The following is a 17,062-nucleotide window of genomic DNA, read 5'->3' on the forward strand; positions in this document are numbered from 1 at the left end:
GCGGTCAGGCGCAGCCCGTCGGCACTGTGGCGCCGGAACGCGCGGATTCGAGCACTGCTTCGGCGACCATCACCGCGCGCAGACCTTGGCGCAGCGTGACGATCCCGGCGTCGCGCTTGCCGTCGACCGCGTCGCGGAAGGTCTCGTGCTCGACGGTCAGCGGTTCGCGCTTCGGGATCGCGTACCGGGTCATGTCGCCCTCGGAGACGCCGCGGAAGACCGAGACGGCGTCCCATTCGGTGACCGTGGAGCCGTTGGCGAAGAACGTCAGGTCGGCGGTGAGCGTGTCCGCGACGAAGCAGCCGCGCTCCCCGGTCACGATGGACACCCGCTCCTTGAGCGGGGAGAGCCAGTTGACCAGGTGGTTGGCGATCACGCCGGAGTCCAGGTCGCCGAGCACGGTCACCAGGTCCTCGTGCGGGCGGCCGCTGCGGTGCGCCGTCTTGGCCGCGACGCTGCGGTACGTCGCGCCGGTGACCCAGCCGGTGAGGTCCAGGTCGTGCGTCGCCAGGTCCTTGACCACGCCGACGTCCGCGATCCGGTTGGGGAACGGGCCCTGACGCCGGGTGGCGACCTGGAACACCTCGCCGAGTTCACCGGCCTCCAGCCGTGTGCGCATGCTGCGCAGCGCCGGGTTGTAGCGCTCGATGTGGCCGACCGCGGCCAGCAGGCCCCGGCTTTCGAAGGCCTCGACGACGCGCAGCGCGGCCGGCACGTCGTGCGCCAGCGGCTTCTCGATCAGCGCGGGCACGCCGGCCTCGGCCAGCATCAGCCCGACCCGCTCGTGCTCGGCGGTGGGGCAGGCGACCACGACGTAGTCTGGCCGCAGCGCGAGCAGCCGTTCCACGTCGGGGACCAGCGGCGCGCCGCCGAGCGCGCCGTGTGCGTCGCCGATCGGGTCGGCGCCGCCGACCAGCTCGACGCCGTCCAGTGCCCGCAGCACCCGCGCGTGGTGCCGTCCCATCGCGCCGAGGCCGACGAGTCCGGCGCGCAACAGCCGCTTGGTCATGACAGATCCCTCATGGTTGTGGCTCCGCGTCGAAGGCGCGCACGGCCGCGGCGATCCGCTCGACGTCCGCGTCGGAAAGGGAAGGGTGGACGGGCAGCGAGAGCACTTCGGCCGCCGCCGCATCCGTCCGCGGCAGCTCGGGGCTCTCGCTTTCGGCGAACGGCGGCAGCCGGTGCACCGGCGTCGGGTAGTACACGGCGCTGCCGATGCCGTACCGAGTCAGGTGCTCCTGCAGCGCGTCTCGCCGGCCGCCGGAAACCCGGACCGTGTACTGGTGGTAGACGTGCGTCACCCCGTCCGCGACGGCCGGCGTGCTGACCGTGTCGGCTCCGACCAGCCCGGCATCAAGCTTCGCGGCATTCGCCCGCCGCCGCTCGTTCCAGCCCGGCAGCTTGCGCAGCTGCTCGCGGCCGATCGCCGCGGCCACGTCGGTCAGCCGCAGGTTGTAGCCAACCAGTTCGTTGGCGTAGCGCCGCTCCATGCCCTGGTTACGCAGCAGCCTGATAGTGCGCGCGAGCCCGGCGTCCGGCGCGACCACCATGCCGCCCTCCAGGGCGTGCATGTTCTTGGTCGGATAGAAGCTGAAGCAGGCCGCCTCGCCGAACGCGCCGACCGGCGTGCCGTCGAGCGACGCGCCGTGCGCCTGGGCCGCGTCTTCGACGATGGACAGACCGTGCCGCTCGGCCAGCCAGCCGAGCGCGCGCATCGGCGCGGGGTGGCCGTAGAGGTGCACCGGCATGATCGCCGCGGTGCGAGGGCCGATCAGCGCGCTGACCGAGGCCGGATCCAGGCAGAAGGTCTCCGGGTCGATGTCCGCGAAGACCGGCGTGGCCCCGGTCAACCGCACCGCGTTCGCGGTCGCCGCGAAGGTGAAGGAAGGCACGATCACCTCGTCGCCCGCGCCGATCCCGAGGCCGGCCAAGGCCAGCAGCAGCGCGGAGGTCCCGGAGTTGACCGCCACGCAGTGCCGCCCGCCGACCAGCGCGCCGAACTCCTCCTCGAACGCGGCGACCTCAGGGCCCTGCACCACGTTGCCGCTGCGCAGTACGCGCACCGCGGCTTCGATCTCCTCCTCCCCGATGACCGGCTTCGCCGCGGGGATCGGAGACATGTTAACCACTTGACTGTTCATGGCGTCCTCGCTGCGATGGCGACCGGCGTGCGGTTGCGGTGGGTCTGTGCGACCAGTTCCGCGACCGCCGCGGCGAGCAGATCGTGGGGGTTGTCCGCGGCCAGGTCCCGCTCGGCCCACTGCAGCGCCGCCTGACGCAGGGACAGGAACTCGTCGGCGGCCGGCCCCGACCAGCCGCGCAGCGCCGTCGCTGCCTCCTCGGCGTCGGCGACGACCACGCCCGCCCCGGCCTGCTGCACCAGCTGCGCGGCGCGCCGGATCGGGCTGCTGAGCACCGGCAGCCCGCAGGCGAGGTACTCGTAGATCTTCGAGGGCACGGCGTCCTCGAAGGCCGGAGTGCTGTGCAGCAGCGACATGCCCGCCCACGCGCCTCGGGCCAGCTGCCAGGCCGCGGCCGGCGGCATCCGGCCGTGCATCCGCACCCGCGCCGCGGCCGGGGACTCGGCGCGCCACGCGTCCAGCCGGGCCCGGTCCCGCGCGGCGACCGGCCCGACCACGTCAAGCTCCCAGTCCGGCGCCAGCTCGATCGCCCGCAGCATGGTGAACAGGCCGCGGCTCTCGCGCACGTCGCCGACGTAAAGCGCGCGCGGCCGCTGGTCCGGTTCGCCGCGCTCCGGCAGCAGCGAGAGGTCCGGCAGGTTGCGCACGACCAGCCGCCGCGCCGCCTCGCCCGGCGGGACGTGCTGGTCCGCGACCACGGTCAGGTCCGCGCGGCGGCTGAGCGAGATCGCGGTGCGCGCCCAGGTCTTGGCGATCGCGCCGCGGGCGCCGCGGGCCCAGGCCCGGTCGCCCAGCAGCGCCACGTAGTCCTCGTGCAGGTCCACCGCGAGGCGGCGGCCGTGCGTGAGGGCGCGGTGCAGCCGGGCCGCCGGGATGAGATCCGGATCGAGCGTGACCACGACGCGGCCGCGCGCCTTCGCCGGCAGCAGCAGCGCCTGCATCCCGCGGCCGGTCATGCCGCGCGTCCTGGTCGGCCGGAACTCGGTGCCGGCCGGGGCGTCGCCGGGGCGTCCCTTCGCGATCACCTCGACCCGCAGCCCGGCCCGGTGCAGCGCGGCGCAGTGCCGGTGCAGCCGGGCGTCGGCCACGTCGTGCCCGCTGCTGAGGATCGTGACGTCGGGCCTGAGCCCGCTCGCTTCGGTGTGTGACATCTCAGACGTCCTCCATCACCATGGCGTCGTCGAGGCCGCCCAGGTCGTCCGCGGCCTCGACGGAGCCCTTGGCGGGCTCGGGCGGAACCCCCTGGAACTCGAGGTATTCGGCGCTGACCGAGTCCGGGTCGCCGCGCCGCACGATCTCTCCCTTGTGCAGCCAGATGCAGTCGTCGCACATCTCGCGGATCGCGCCGATCCCGTGGCTGACGATGACGATCGTGCGCGCCTGGGCGACGAGCTCCTGCATCTTGTCGTAGGACTTGCGCCGGAAATGCGCGTCCCCGGTGGACAGCGCCTCGTCGATGAGCAGCACGTCCGGCTCCAGGTGGGTGGAGACGGCGAAGGCGAGCCGGCCGTACATGCCGGAGGAGTAGGACTTCATCGGCATGTCGATGAACTCCTCCAGCTCGGCCCACGCGGTGATCTGCTCGAAGCGCTCGTTGACCTGCCGGCGGCTCAGGCCCGCGGCCAGGCCGCCGAGCACCACGTTGTCCCGGCCGGACAGCTGCCCGTTGAACCCGACGCCGAGCGCCAGCAGGGTGCTGATGCGGCCGTTGACCACGATCTCGCCGCTGCTGGGCGGCAGGATTCCGGCGATCGCGCGCATGACGGTGGACTTGCCGGCGCCGTTCGCGCCGATGATGCCGAGCACCGAGCCGTGTTCGACGTCGAAGGACACGCCCCGCACCGCGTGGATCATCCGCACGGCGCGTCCACCGCCGCCGCGGCGGCCCAGCCGGGTGGCCGCGTGCCGCAGCGTGTTGGCGCGCGGGTCGACGATCGTGCGGTAGTCGACGTGCACGTCCTTGACCCGGATGGCCAGGCGCTGGTCGGCGTCCCGCTCGTCCACTGCGGACTCAGGGCTCTTAGAGACGGACAGAGAACTCACGTTCCCTCCTGATGAAGACGAGGCAGCCGAGGACGAACGCGGCCACGGCCCAGCCGGCGCCCTCCGCGAGCCAGGTGAGCGGCGGCGCGGTGTTGTAGACCAGGGCGTCGCCCCAGGCCCCGATCATGGGCGAGAGCGGGTTGAGGGCGATGACGTGCGACTTCAGGTCGTGCTTGGCCAGCTGGGCCTGCAACTCCCAGAGCACCGGGGACAGGAACAGCCAGATCCGGGTGACGTACGGCAGGAAGTTGGAGAAGTCGCGGAAGTAGACCTGCAGCGTGGCGCAGATGAAGCCGAGCCCGGCGCCGAACAGCGTCACCTCGATGAAGGCCGGCAGGGCGTAGAACGCGTCCAGGCCCCAGGGCAGCCGCTGGATGGTGTGCACCGCCAGGAACACGATCATGCAGGGCAGGAAGCGCATGAACGCGATGACGATCTGCGTGATCGGCAGCACGAGCCGCGGCAGCCTGCTGTTGAGGATCAGCCTGCTGCTGCCGATGATCGAGCCCGCGGACTGGCTCAGGATGCCGGAGAAGAAGTTGTACAGGAACAGCCCGGCCAGCAGTACCGAGAAGAAGTTGTGGGCGTGCTTGCCGTTGCTGAGGATGTCGACGAGCACGTAGTAGACGCAGCCGAGCAGCAGTGGATTGAGGATCAGCCACAGCTGCCCGAAGGCGTTGAGGTAGTTCTGCGCCCGCAGCGTGCAGCGGGCGAGTTCGTAGACGAATTCGCGCCGCGCCCACAGTTCGGGCAGGTAAGCGCGCAGGCGCGGCACCCCGGAGCGGCGGGAGCGGAACACGTGGTGCTCAAGCGACGCGTTCGCCGCGCCGCTCCGCAGCGGGGATTGAGTATCAAGCATCGGCCGTTTCCGGAAGGGCAGAAGGGACGGACTCTCGGTACGAGGTGCGGTCGAGTTCGAAGCCGACGGTCAAGTTCGGATGCCGCTTGGCCAGGTGCCAGCCGATCGGTATGGCGTGCGAGTCGCAGACGACGACCTGCTGTATCGCCGTCCAGTCCAGTTCGCGCCCCACCCCGGCGCGGGTGACCCGCCACAGCACGTACGGCCGCAGCAGCCGATAGATCTTGAGGTAGCCCTTGGCGTACGCGGCAGGGGAGAGGCGGCGCACGGCGTTGCCGATCCGCGCGAACAGGTGCCTCTTCTCGGCCGCCTGGAGCGGATAGATCCGCACCCGCGGATCGATGCCCTCACGCTGCCAGGGTTCGGACTCGACCGTGAGCAGAGCGACGTCCTCACCGTGCTCCAGCAGGAAATCCGCGGCGGAGCGCACCGCGGTCGCGCGCGTCGTGCTGATCGCCAAAAGCAGGACACTCATACGCGCTCCTCCGCCTGAACCGATTGCTCGACGCCGTACACCGCGGCCAGGCGCGCCGCGACCGCGCGCGTGCCGTAACGCTCGATCAGCACCGACCGAGCCCGCGCCGGATCAAGTCGCGTCACCTGGCCGGCCAGCCGCCGGTATCCCTCGACGATCACCTCGGGGTCATCGCTCACGTCGATGAGCAGGCCCGCGACGCCCTCGAGGCCGGCCAGCGTCTCCTGCGGACCGCCGCATCTGGTCACCAGCACCGGCATCCCGGAGCCGACCGCCTCGACCACGGTCATGCCGAAGGTCTCCGACTTGCTCGGATGCACCAGCAGATCGTGAGCGTGCAAGAACTCGAAGACGCGCTGCGGCGGGACCGCTCCGGGAAAGGCGATCCGGTCGGCGCGGCCGAGCTGCGCGGCGCGCTCGCGCAGCGGTTCGAGCAGCGGACCGGAGCCCAGAATCGTCAGCCGGAGCGCGGGCTCCTCCTTCGCTACGGCGGCGAACGCCTCGACGAGCTCGGGCACCCCCTTGCCGGCCGCCACCTTCCCGACGTAGATCCACCGGTTCAGCCCGGTGACCGCTTCCGGACGCTGCGGCAGCTGCTCGATCGCCACCACGTTCGGCACCACCTGGATCTTCGCGGCGTGCTGCGGGAACGCGTCGACCAGCTGACCGCGCAGCTTCTCGCTGACGCACACGAAGGCGTCGGCGCGGTCCACCACCTCGGCGTAGAGCGCGCGAGACCGCGGTTGCCCGAGGATCCGGCCGAGGAAGGAGGCGTGCTCGGTGACCACGATGCGCGCGCCGGGTCGCGCGAAGCGGTGCGCGAGCCAGCCTCCGTAGATGCCGACGTGCCCGTGTACGACGTCTGCGTCGAAGCGGCCGCTCGGCAGCGCCTGCCGCAGCGCGGATTCGTGGCTGCGAGCCCAGGCCGCGTAATCACGCTTCGGCGTGACGGGCGTCGCGATATCGGTGACCCAATAGCCCTCACGCGTCCACCGCGGCTCGAAAGCGACGCGCGCCCGAGGCCCCGAAGTCAACGCCCGATAAGCGCGCTCGACCAGCCGAGCCTGCACCGGGTCCGCCGGTCCCGGCCAGTCCTCGGTGTGGTACAGCCGAACACTGTCGAAGAACCCTGAGACAGCCGCCGTCGTCGCCTGCACGAACGACCCCGCGAACGGCCGTTGCGCGGTCGGATGCCAGGGCGTCGCGACGGCGAGGCTCCGACCGCTGCCGGCGCGCTCCATCGAACCGGCCACGCTCACCGCCCCGCCAACTCGCGCAGCCGCGCCTCGAAAGGCGCGAGCGTGTTCGCACGCGTGTAGCGCTCGGCATGCGCAAGCGCCGCCGTGAAGTCCGACTCGGTCAGATCCCGCGCGGCTTTCCCGGCCGCCACGAACGCGTTGCCGACCGCCGCCGCGTCGAGCCGGTCGATACCGAACCACAGCGGATGCCCGTTCAGAACATCCTCTGCCGCGATACCGGGGGAGTGCACGGACACGATCGGCTTGCCCGTAGCCATGTACTCGAAGACCTTCCCCGACGTCACATACCGCGCGCCCGGCACGCAGAAGACCAGCGCGTCAAGGTTCTGGTACGCCTGCCCGACCTCCGCCTTGCCGAGCGGCCCGTGGTAGCTGACCCCGATCCGCTCCGCCACCGGGATGCGGTCGAGCAGCGTGTCAGCGGACTGCTTGAAAAAGCCGAGGTGGCCGTACAGGTCCAGGGTCGCGTCGGCCAGTTCCGGGTGCTCGCGGGCCCGCCGCCAGCCCTCGAAGAGCACGGACAGCGGCATCGGCTCGGTGATCGTGCCGACGTAGCCGAACCGCAGTGGCCGTCCGGTCGCAGCACCCGGATATGCGGCTCGCCCCAGCAGCTCGGGCTCCCACCCGTTGGGCACCACGGTCATCCTGCCGGCCGCGGCGGGATAGCGATCGGCGTGCCAGGTGCGCAGGCCCTCGTTCACGAACGCCGTGAGCGCGGCCCCTTCCACCGTCCGCCGCTCCCAGGCCCACGCGGGATGCCCGTCAGGGTACTTGTGCTCCTCGGTGAACTGGTTGAACGTCCAGGCGTCCCGGTAGTCCAGCGCGTACGGCAGCCCGGTCAGCCTGTGCAGCCACCAGGCCGCCGCGAAGGAGGCGAACGGATTGCCCGTGGCCAGCACCAGATCGAAGCGCCGGCGCGCGTGATCCCGCAACGCCTGCGCCACCACGCGCGGAATCCACGAGGCGTAGTGCTCGGGGAAGAAGCGGCGCTGCATCCAGTTGTAGGCCGCATTCGCCAGCACCGGCATATTCGCGCGCAGCCGGCCGTAGCGGCGGATATCGCGCTCCCAGCGGAAATAGCCCATGCCGGGGCGGCGCACCGTTATCCGTTCGTCGAGCCCTGCTTCGAGCGTCGGATCCACGGTGCCGATGTAGCGGGTGAAGAATTCGCGCGGAGCGGTGTACACGGTCACGTCCCAGCCGGCCTCGGCCAGGTGCGCGGCGGTCGCACGCGCTCGGTACACCCCGCTGGACCGACTCGGCGGGAAGAAGAACGCCAGGTAGAGGATCCGGGGGCGTGGGCTCGGGCGCGGGCTCATCTCGCTGCGTTTCGTGATCGCGGGGCGGTAAGTGACCGGTGCAACTAGACAAGCGCCGTGTTAACGCGAGGTGCACGCAAATGAATTCGCGTCTGTCGTCTGTCCGACGAATAGTCACCGCGACCTGCGAGCTCGTTAATTGGATATGAATAATCGCCGGATTGCCGGTGCCGCCGGAGCCGATCCGCGTGATCCAAATCTATGATCGCCGGGTGAGGATATTGAGCGTCGTCGGCGCGCGCCCCCAGTTCGTCAAGCTCGCCCCGGTGGCCGCGGCGCTGACCGAGGCAGGGCACGAGCACGTGATCGTGCACACCGGGCAGCACTACGATCCGGAACTCTCCGAGGTCTTCTTCAGCGGTCTCGGTATCGCGCCGCCGGATGAGCGTCTCGCGGTCGGCTCCGGCGGCCACGGCGCGCAGACCGGGGCGATGCTCACCGCGCTGGATCCGGTGCTCTCCCGGCACACGCCTGACTGGGTGCTGGTCTACGGCGACACCAATTCGACGATCGCCGGAGCGCTCAGCGCGGTGAAGCTGCACCTTCCGGTCGCCCATCTGGAGGCCGGGCTGCGCTCGGGCAACCGCCGGATGCCGGAAGAGCACAACAGGGTCCTGACAGACCACGCCGCCGACCTCTTGCTCGCGCCCACCCCGCAAGCGGTGCTCAACCTCGAACGCGAAGGTCTTGCCGACCGCACCACGCTCGTCGGCGATGTGATGGTGGACGCCTGCCTGCACGCCCGGGAGCAGGCCCTCACCCGAACCGAGCCCACGCCCCCCGCGCCCGGGATCGATCCGCAGCAGCCGTACCTGCTCGCGACGATCCACCGTGCCGAGAACACCGACGATCCCGAACGCCTGGCCGCGATCGTGGCCGCTCTCGCCGCGCTTCCCCTCCCCGTCGCCCTCCTCGCGCACCCGCGCCTGCGAGCCCGCGCCGCCGAATACGGGCTCGAACTCGCGCAGGGCGCCATCCGTCCCGGCCCGCCCCTGCCCTACGCGCAACTGATCGCGGCGGTGACCGGATCAGCCGGCGTGGTCACGGATTCCGGCGGGCTGCAGAAGGAGGCGTACCTCCTCGGCCGGCCCTGCACCACGGTCCGCTCCGAAACCGAGTGGCCCGAAACGCTCACCGGGGGCTGGAACACGCTCGTCCAGTCCGACGACCCAGCCTTCGCCGACGCCGCCCTCCGCCCTGCGCCCACCTCCCCGCGCGGCGAGCCGTTCGGCGACGGGCACGCGGCAGCGCGCGTGGTCAAGGAACTCGAGCGAGCGGCTCGCTGATCGCCGCCTCGGCGGCCGGTGTCAGGCGCAAGCCGCCGGCCGCCCGCGGCGGGCCCGGCTGCGTGCCGAGGACCCGGCGGTACAGCGCGTCGAGCCGTGCCGCTTGTCCCGCCCACGTCGTCTCTGCGCGCGGATCATCCGGCCCCTGATAAACGGCGCGATAGCGTTCCGGATCGGCCAGAACGCGCCGCACCGCATCGGCGAGCGAGGCTGCGTCGCCTGCGCGAAACACCTCGCCGACCCCGAGGAGCCGAGTCTGCCGCGCCATTTCGCGCACGTCGCTGGTTACGATCGGCAGCGCGGCGTGCAGGTACTCGAAGTACTTCGTGATCAGCGAAAGCTCGTGATTCGGCAGATGCAGGATCGGCACCAGCCCGATCGTCGCGGCACCGATATACGAAACGACCTGGTCGACCGGCACGTATGGGACCACGTGCAGCCGGTCCGCGGCGCCGCGGTCCGCCGCCCGGAGCAACAGCCCGGGCAGGTCGGGGTCTCCGTCTCGCGAGATCAGAGCCAGGTGCACGCCCGGCAGCTGTGACAATGCGTCGATCGCGGTCGCGACTCCCCGGCGCGGCGACATGCCGCCGCTGTACAGCAGCAGCGGCGCCTCCTCGCTCACACCGCAGTCCTCGCGCAAATTGCGTTCCGCGGACCGTGTGTTCGCAACCGTGATCACCGGCGCGTTGAGGATCACCGCCGGAGTGGCGGTCAAGCGATGGTCCGCGGCCAGGCGGTCCGCGATCCCGTCGGACACGGTCACGACCGCATCCGCGCGACGGATGTACTCGCGTTCCACCCCGACGAGCATCCGCCTGCGCATACGAGCTCGTATATCAGCTGGCGACAACACTTCGATGCCACGCAGGTACTCGTGAGCGTCATAGATCCACCGCACGCGCCGCTGCGGCGTGCTCAGCGTCGCGGCGAGCCGCGCCCCGATCCCGACCATGTGGAAGTCGTGCGCGTGGATCAAATCCGGTTCAAGGTCGCGCACCACAGGTGCCAGCGCGAGCTCCAAGTCGGCGAACCACGGGTTGAACCAGCGCCAGCCGCCGTAGCGACTGGCGACACCAGCCATCGTCGCGACCGTCCGCCGAGCCGCCCATCCCAGCAGACCCCGACCACAACGTGCCAGAAAGCTGTCCACGCCCGGATGCGCCGCGAGCCAGCGCCGCAGCGCCGCCGTCAGCGCAGCGCTCGCGTGACCGCCGGCCGCGGCATCCCGCGCGGCGAGCTCCGCGCGAGCCCGGCGATACTCGGACCGAAGCCGCACGGCCTTGCGCCCTCCGCGCAGCCGCGCGCGTTCGTAGCCGGACACATGCCTCGGCACCGGAACCAGCGTCACGTCCGCCGCACCCAGCCGATAGCGGACGATCTCCGCGCCCGGCGCCCGGCCCAGCAGCGTGACCTCCCAACCGGCCGCCGCCATCGACCAGGCGATCTTCTGCACGCGCGAATCCCCAGCCACACCGTTGGCGACCAGCATCACGACACGCGCCCCGGCGTCCGTCCTCACGGCGGTCATCGCACGCCCGCCGAAACCGCGTCACGCGCCAGAGCGTCATACACGCCGATCAACGCCTTCGCATCCTGCTCCCAATTCAGCTCGGTGCGCGCCTGCGCGACCCTGTCGCAGAACCCTGGGTAGTCCCAGATCACCCGCTCCAGCGCGGCTCGCAGCGAAGCCGCGTCCCCAGGCCGGTACAGCGCGCCGATCCCGTAGTCCGTGACCAGGCGGCGCAGCTCGGGCAGGTCGGCCGCCACGACCGGGACGCCCGCGCGCACCGCGTGGAACACCTTGTTCGGCAGCGCGAGCCGATGGTTCTCGCAGGTGTCGGTCAGCGTGACCACCGATATGCCGACGCGCCGCAGCACCTCGTCGACCTCGTCCACCGGTCGGGCCGGCTCGATCCGCACCGAGCCCTTGGAGAAGCGCAGCCGAGGCAGGAACGCGCGGTCCGTCTTGCCCAGCAGCACCGTGTCCAGCCGCAGATCGGCCGCCGCGGCGAGCAGCGTCTCGATGTCGCGCGCGGGCCCGATGCGTCCGGCGTACACGGCGCCGCGCGGCCGCTCGGGGAGATCCGCCGAGAGCGGCCGGTCCTGGACCGGAAAGGTGTTGCGCACGAGGACCACCGGCGCTCCCCGCCACCGCGCCAGCCGATCCGCGATCCCCGGACTCACCGTCAGCACCCCGGCCGCGCGCCCCACGATCCGGCGTTCGACGCGCCGCTCGCGCGCGCGTTCCAGCGGCGTGGGCCGGCCGTGCCGCTCCCGGCCCGACCACCACTCGTGCGCGTCGTACACCAGATCCGCCTTCGCGGACTCGGCGAGATCCGCCGCCAGCCGCAGCACGTTGAAGTCGTGAGCGTGTACGACGTCGAACCTGCGCCCCGAGACTCCGGCGCGCGCCCCGTCGCACCAGGTCCGCCACACCCGCTGCCGATGCCTGGGCAGCAGCGCCCAGCGCGCGATCCGCCGCACCACCCCGCGCGATACCGCGCTTGCGCCAAGCACCGTCCCCGACGGCCTCAACCCACTCCCCCCGGAAACGGACTGCACGGTGACCCCGATCGGCGGCGTCCAGTCGGTCGGGACGTCTTTGCCGACCACGTGCACCGAATGCCCGATCCCGGCCAGGCAGCCCGCCTCGCGCAGAACCCGCGCGTCATGCGCCACGTCGGAGATGACCAGCATCAAGACGTCCATCGCAGCCCTCGCCTCCTTATGCGGTGCCCGCGCTATATGCGGGCTCTTGCTCGCGGACCGGCTCCTCGGCTCGGGGCTTCGCCCGGCTGGGCAGCAGCCGCGGCAGTCCGAGCGCGAGCAGCAGCCAGACCGCCACCATCAGCCGGTCGGCTTGAGAAGCCAGCGGATGCGCGGCCACCGTGGCGATCCCGGTCGCCGCCACCGCGACGACCAGCACCCCGTACGCCGGGTCGCGGCGCACCAGCAGCACCGCGACCGCGATCAGGCCACCCCCGGCGAGCAGCGCCGTGGGCTCAGAGACCGGGAAGTAGCCCCAGAAGTGCAGGTTGAGCCACACCAGCCGACCGATCGGATCGGACACGTCCGGCCGGATGAAATGTCGGGTGAAGGTGTCCTGCAGCGATTCGGAGATTCCAGGCCAGTCGAGCAGGGTGCTGAGAAGCTCGGAGAGCACGAACCCGCCGCCGGAAACCGCGGCGAGCAGCACCGCCCCGCGATGCCGCGCCGAGGGCACCCACTTCAGGCAGATCAGCGCGCCGAGCGCGAGCGCGAGCCCGACCAGCTGCTCGGAGGAGTAGCGCACGACGAAACCGGTCGCCAGCCCGGCGACGAGCACGGCCGTCCCGGCTCTGAGCCTGCGCTGCATCAGCCACCACGCCCCGAGCAGCGCGAGCAGCGTCGTGGCGAGGGAAGGGCCGTCGGTGAGCATGCGGCTGCCCCAATAGCCGGTCGGTGCCGCGAGATAGAGCGCCTGACCGCACAGCGCCGCCCCCACGCCGCATCCAGCCGCCCGCAGTAACAGCAGAACCAGGAAGCTCGCGCCGAGTGTGCAGAGCATCGCCACGGCCCACAACCCGAAGCGCAGCCCGAAGGCCGCCGCGAACGGCGCGGCCAGCAGCGGATAGCCGGGCCGGGAGGTGAAGATGGCGATGTAGCGCGGAGAACTCGGCGTCAGGCCGTTGCGGTAGGTCTGCAGGCAGCGGGCATATCCGCTGGCGTATGCGCTTCCCGATCCCGAGGAGCCGTAGTCCAGCGTCGCGCTGCGCGCCGCCGACTGGCCGCTGTCCTGACAGAACATCACCACCGCGCCGTGCACGGCCTGCTCCTGGCTGTCGCCGAGTATCCGCAACGTCTGCCGCGCGTACTGGTACGTGTCGTTCGACGGGACGTCCTGCCGGTAATCGACCGCCTGGATCACGGCGAAGAGCGCGGCGATCAGCAGCGCTCCGGCGATGATCCTGCGGCCGCGCGCCTTGGTCGGCGCCTCCTCGACTCTTGCCACGCGCGGACGTTAGCGACCGAGGGCCAACCCCGGGTGATGCGAGCATGACCGGCTGGTGACCGGACGGAAGGCTGCTGTTTCCCTGGGCCGCGTACCGTGCCAGCGTCATGTCTACCGATGCTCTGACTAAGCCGGCCGCGATCACCGCGATCCCGGCCGCCCCGCGGGTCAGCCGCGCCCTGCTCGCCCTGGTGTCCGCGGCGACGATCGCCGTCGCGCCGATCGCGGGACCCGCGCTCGGGCCGGCCGGCAGCGGACGCGGCGGCGGCTCCTCGCCGGTGTACATCCTGGCCAGGCTCTCGCACGACATCGGGCACAACGACTGGGCGTTCCAGGGCGGGCTGACCGGGCGGATCGACTGGATCGTCGGTTACTGTGCCCTCGCCTTGCTGTGGCTGATCACGGCGTTGTGGATCCGCCGCCGCACGGTGCGCGTCCCCACCCGCCGCCGGCTTTGGCTGAAGGTGCTCGCCGCGGCCTGGGGCACCGAGCTCGCCGCCGGACTGCTGACTCTCGGCGCCGGCCTGCTCGCGCAGCAGACCTCCTCCCGCTTCGGCCCGGCCCTGCTGCGCGCGGCCGACCTGTGTTCGCCCTGGTGGTCTTGCGTCGCCGTGCTCGCGGTGGTCGCGTTCGCGGAACTCAACTCCGCGACGCTGCGCGCGGCGGTCGCCTACGGCGTGCTGCTCGCGGCACTGCTGCTGGTTCCGCTGCCCGGTCCGGACGCGCTCAAGGCCCTGATCCTCGCCGCATCCGCCGCGGTCCCCGCCTTCCTCACCACCGATCCGCCCAGCGTCACAAAGGAAGCCAGCGAGACCAGCAGCTAGTTGTCCCGTTGAACGGGACATGAGGTCCGGCCTAAGCCGGACGCCGCCGCAACCGGTTGAACAGATTCGCCGTGGCCCGCTGGATGCGCGCGTCCACGTAACCGGGCCGATTGAGGCCGAGCGACCAGTTGAACGTGCCGGCGGCGAACACGATCGCGCCGCGTTCGGTCTCGTAGAGGCTGGTGTGCTGGATGCGCGGCCAGTCGCTGCCGCCGAGCGCCATGAAGTGCGACGCCGAGAGCATCGTGTGCCGCGCCGCCTGAGGCTTGGGCGCCGACGCGTCGAACCCGTCCGCCTCGCCGCCGACGATGCCCGGAATGCTTTCGCCGTTCACGACGCCGGTTCCGCTCCAGAACCAGTGGTCCGCGCCGCTGACCACGAGCGGCATCTCGGCCTTCGGGATCCCGTTGTACTGGACGCCGATGAGGCTCTGCTCCGCCTGCGCTGCGTGCGGATTCACTGTGCGCCACAGGCAGGTCGGGCCGCTGCTGTCGGCCTGTGGATCTGGATCGCTCTTCCAGCAGGACATGATGTGGCGCCCTTCGTCGTCCGACTCGAAGCGCACGTGCCAGTACACGTTGTTCGCGGCGATGAACGCGACGTGCGTGCCGGAGTCGACGGCAGCGGAAACCGTGTCGCGCATCGTACGTGACCAGTATTCGTCGTGCCCTGAAAAGACCAGCGCAGAGTACTGCGATGTATCGACGCGGCCGTCGTGCAAATCCACGCTGGTCGCGTAGCTCAGGTCGTATCCGCTGCGTTCGGCCCACTGTAAGAACTCGTAGTCGAGATCGGCGCGCTGCGGCAGTCCGACGTTCTCGTACGGCCGGGCGAAGCTGACTTGGCGAGCCCGCGTGCCATATGCGATGGGCGCTCCGTTGACGTCGGTGCGCGAGGAACCCGCTTCGCTCCCGGCCGCGCCCGGGTTCCCGTCGTGCCCGTAGCCGTAGTACAGGCTTTTGCCGACTTTCCCGTCGAGCGGCCACTGGTTGTACGCCTGATACGTCGAGAAGGGCAGCACCACTAGGAAATCCGCACGCCGCGCGTCATCGCGTACCACGAACGGCGCGTAGCTGCGGTGTCCGCTGTCGGCGGTGAAGGCGGCCAGGTAGCTTCCCGCGGTCCACGTGCGCGGCACGGTAAGCGTCCAGTCCGCGTCCCATGCGCAGCTGATCATCCCGGTCGCGCGGTCGGTGACCGGCTGCGGCTGAGTGCGGCCGGGCAGCGGGGAACTCCCGCCCATCCGGCGCGCGCCGAGCCCGCCGTAGTCGCCGAGTCGGTAGACGTCGACGACGAAGGAACGCGCGGGATCGGTCGAGACGTGAAAGCTGATCGGCTCGCCGAGATTGACGCTGGTGGCGGAGGCATAACCCTTGATCTGGCGGCCTAGGTCATCCGCGCCGACGGTGCCGCCGGACCCGATCCGCCAGCCGGCGCTTCCTGCGTGCCGATTCTCCGCGCGGACCGGATTGTCGGGCCCTTCGGCCAGGCGCGGTGACGCCGGATGCGACGTCGCGGCGTGCACAGCAGTCGTCGCGCCAGCGGCCAGCGCGCCCGCGCCGAGCAGCGTCAGGGCGGAGCGTCGGGAGATCTCGGCCATGAGCGCCGACCCTAGGCGCGCGGCGGTGCCCGGTGGTGACCAGTCCCGGCCGCCGCGGTATACGGCGTCTGAATTTCAGGCGGAGAACCCACGACCGCGGTGGCGAAAGAAGTAGCTACAGGCGCCGTTTGACTGCGGGGACCACCGGCACGGTCCACACCCACGACGGGCAGGTCTCGAGGTACTCGTGGTTGTCGCTGTGGTAGACCAGGCAGCCGACCAGCCAGACCCCGCCGCCGGCGGTCCCGTGCGTCGGCTCTGCCTTCGCGGTCGGCGAGACGATCACGGACACCAGCGCGTAGTCCTGCTCGTTGCCCGCGTGTCCGGGCGCAGGGGTAAGGAAGTCCTTGTAGGCCCGCATCGCGGTGTCCCCGGGCGCCGGGTTGGACTGCCGGTGGAAGTAACCGTTGACGTCGCGCGGGTGAGGGTTGGCGGCGAGCCAAGCCGCGGTCGGCTGGAAGCTGTAGATCGCGCGGGCGTGCAGCAGCATCCATTGCACGACCGTGTCGACCTGGGCCCTGGTCTCGGCTCCGGCCAGGCCTTCCCCGGCGTGGTCGGCGTCTCCGGCGAAGCCGTGGCACAGCGGCTGCGCGCCGTCATAAGCCGTCTGATACGTGGCGACCACGGTGTCGTGAGCGCAGACCGCGGTCGCGCCGCCGCTCGACACCGGCGCGCCCGCCGCCGCTGCCGAGACCGTCGGCGCGGTGGGAGTGCTCGACGATGCGCAGGCCGCGGTGAGCAGCACGAGCACGGTGGCGGCGGCGACGAGAACCGCGGCGACCGGGCGGCGCGTGCGCCGCGCGGCGAGTCGGGTGGGGGTTGAAGTGGTCACGACCATCACACGGCAGGACCGCTCCAGCCGTTCAACGCCGCGCTCAGCACCTGCGGTCCCGGTACTCGCCAGCGGCGGGCGAGTACCGGGACCGCCGGAACGAGCGCTTGCGCGCGCCGTGTTCCGCTGGCTGATCGAGGTGCTGGTCAGCGCCGGGAGGATGGTCGGATAGCCGACCGTGCTGACCAGCACCGGGAGCGTCGAGTTCGCGGTCCGGCCAAGGGCGGAGGACTGCAGGTCGTAGGTGACCGCCGTCTGCGCCTGGGCCGCGCCGGCCGTGGCCAGCACCGGGGCCAGGCATGATCCCTGATCGGGCGATGCATCTCACAGCTTGTGGCGGCCGTTGACGTCCTGGCGTCGAACCCCTACAGTCTGCCAGGCAAGTTAAGTAACTTTACGAGAATTGGCGAGCGGTTGGGCCGCGCGGCGGACG

Annotated in this window: 15 protein-coding genes; 2 read left to right on the plus strand and 13 right to left on the minus strand. The window is 71.1% G+C overall.

What is annotated here, in order from left to right; genetic code table 11:
* Positions 1-4: 4 nt before the first annotated feature.
* From VFB40_RS01750 to VFB40_RS01785, 8 genes are read right to left on the minus strand one after another with little or no spacing between them, the layout of a single operon-like run.
* The gene (locus VFB40_RS01750; RefSeq protein WP_324847463.1) at positions 5-1,009 is read right to left on the minus strand and encodes a Gfo/Idh/MocA family protein; all 1,005 of its coding nucleotides are present in this window, start codon (positions 1,007-1,009) and stop codon (positions 5-7) included.
* 10 nt (positions 1,010-1,019) lie between these two features.
* Positions 1,020-2,120, minus strand: a complete 1,101-nt coding sequence (locus tag VFB40_RS01755) for a DegT/DnrJ/EryC1/StrS family aminotransferase (RefSeq protein ID WP_324847464.1) — start codon at positions 2,118-2,120, stop codon at positions 1,020-1,022.
* Positions 2,121-2,137: 17 nt separating this feature from the next.
* Positions 2,138-3,292 (minus strand): glycosyltransferase, encoded by a 1,155-nt coding sequence (locus tag VFB40_RS01760; protein ID WP_324847465.1) that lies wholly within the window; start codon positions 3,290-3,292, stop codon positions 2,138-2,140.
* 1 nt (position 3,293) lies between these two features.
* On the minus strand, positions 3,294-4,184 hold the full coding sequence (locus VFB40_RS01765) for an ABC transporter ATP-binding protein (RefSeq protein WP_324847466.1): 891 nt from the start codon (positions 4,182-4,184) through the stop codon (positions 3,294-3,296).
* On the minus strand, positions 4,162-5,043 hold the full coding sequence (locus VFB40_RS01770) for an ABC transporter permease (protein ID WP_324847467.1): 882 nt from the start codon (positions 5,041-5,043) through the stop codon (positions 4,162-4,164). Before VFB40_RS01770 ends, VFB40_RS01765 begins: the two co-directional genes overlap by 23 nt.
* Positions 5,036-5,518, minus strand: coding sequence for a hypothetical protein (locus VFB40_RS01775; protein WP_324847468.1), 483 nt, complete (start codon positions 5,516-5,518; stop codon positions 5,036-5,038). The genes VFB40_RS01770 and VFB40_RS01775 overlap by 8 nt, the downstream gene beginning before the upstream one ends.
* The gene (locus tag VFB40_RS01780) at positions 5,515-6,771 is read right to left on the minus strand and encodes a glycosyltransferase (RefSeq protein ID WP_324847469.1); all 1,257 of its coding nucleotides are present in this window, start codon (positions 6,769-6,771) and stop codon (positions 5,515-5,517) included. Before VFB40_RS01780 ends, VFB40_RS01775 begins: the two co-directional genes overlap by 4 nt.
* 2 nt (positions 6,772-6,773) lie before the next feature.
* Positions 6,774-8,096 carry a glycosyltransferase gene (locus VFB40_RS01785; RefSeq protein ID WP_324847470.1) on the minus strand — a complete coding sequence of 441 codons (1,323 nt, stop codon included), beginning with the start codon at positions 8,094-8,096 and terminating at the stop codon, positions 6,774-6,776.
* 212 nt (positions 8,097-8,308) lie between these two features.
* Between VFB40_RS01785 and wecB the strand changes: the two genes are divergently transcribed.
* On the plus strand, positions 8,309-9,382 hold the full coding sequence (wecB, locus tag VFB40_RS01790; RefSeq protein WP_324847471.1) for a non-hydrolyzing UDP-N-acetylglucosamine 2-epimerase: 1,074 nt from the start codon (positions 8,309-8,311) through the stop codon (positions 9,380-9,382).
* On the opposite strand, the gene VFB40_RS01795 is transcribed toward wecB, so the two are convergent.
* From VFB40_RS01795 to VFB40_RS01805, 3 genes are read right to left on the minus strand one after another with little or no spacing between them, the layout of a single operon-like run.
* Positions 9,354-10,871 carry a glycosyltransferase gene (locus VFB40_RS01795; RefSeq protein ID WP_324847497.1) on the minus strand — a complete coding sequence of 506 codons (1,518 nt, stop codon included), beginning with the start codon at positions 10,869-10,871 and terminating at the stop codon, positions 9,354-9,356. The genes wecB and VFB40_RS01795 overlap by 29 nt on opposite strands.
* 35 nt (positions 10,872-10,906) lie before the next feature.
* Positions 10,907-12,091 (minus strand): glycosyltransferase, encoded by a 1,185-nt coding sequence (locus VFB40_RS01800; RefSeq protein WP_324847472.1) that lies wholly within the window; start codon positions 12,089-12,091, stop codon positions 10,907-10,909.
* Positions 12,092-12,107: 16 nt separating this feature from the next.
* Complete coding sequence (locus VFB40_RS01805; RefSeq protein WP_324847473.1) at positions 12,108-13,373, minus strand: hypothetical protein; 1,266 nt, start codon at positions 13,371-13,373, stop codon at positions 12,108-12,110.
* A 107-nt stretch (positions 13,374-13,480) separates the two neighbouring features.
* Here VFB40_RS01805 and VFB40_RS01810 point away from each other — a divergent pair, with 107 nt between their 5' ends.
* Positions 13,481-14,197 (plus strand): hypothetical protein, encoded by a 717-nt coding sequence (locus VFB40_RS01810; RefSeq protein ID WP_324847474.1) that lies wholly within the window; start codon positions 13,481-13,483, stop codon positions 14,195-14,197.
* Positions 14,198-14,228: 31 nt separating this feature from the next.
* Here the strand turns inward: VFB40_RS01810 and VFB40_RS01815 are convergent, their stop codons facing one another.
* Together VFB40_RS01815 and VFB40_RS01820 are read right to left on the minus strand one after the other, a co-directional pair.
* Entirely contained in the window at positions 14,229-15,797 is a 1,569-nt protein-coding gene (locus VFB40_RS01815) for a N,N-dimethylformamidase beta subunit family domain-containing protein (RefSeq protein WP_324847475.1), read from the minus strand.
* A gap of 115 nt (positions 15,798-15,912) precedes the next feature.
* Complete coding sequence (locus VFB40_RS01820) at positions 15,913-16,917, minus strand: hypothetical protein (protein WP_324847476.1); 1,005 nt, start codon at positions 16,915-16,917, stop codon at positions 15,913-15,915.
* Positions 16,918-17,062 lie beyond the last annotated feature (145 nt).

This window comes from Actinocrinis sp., from assembly GCF_035650855.1.
GTDB lineage: Bacteria > Actinomycetota > Actinomycetes > Streptomycetales > Catenulisporaceae > Actinocrinis.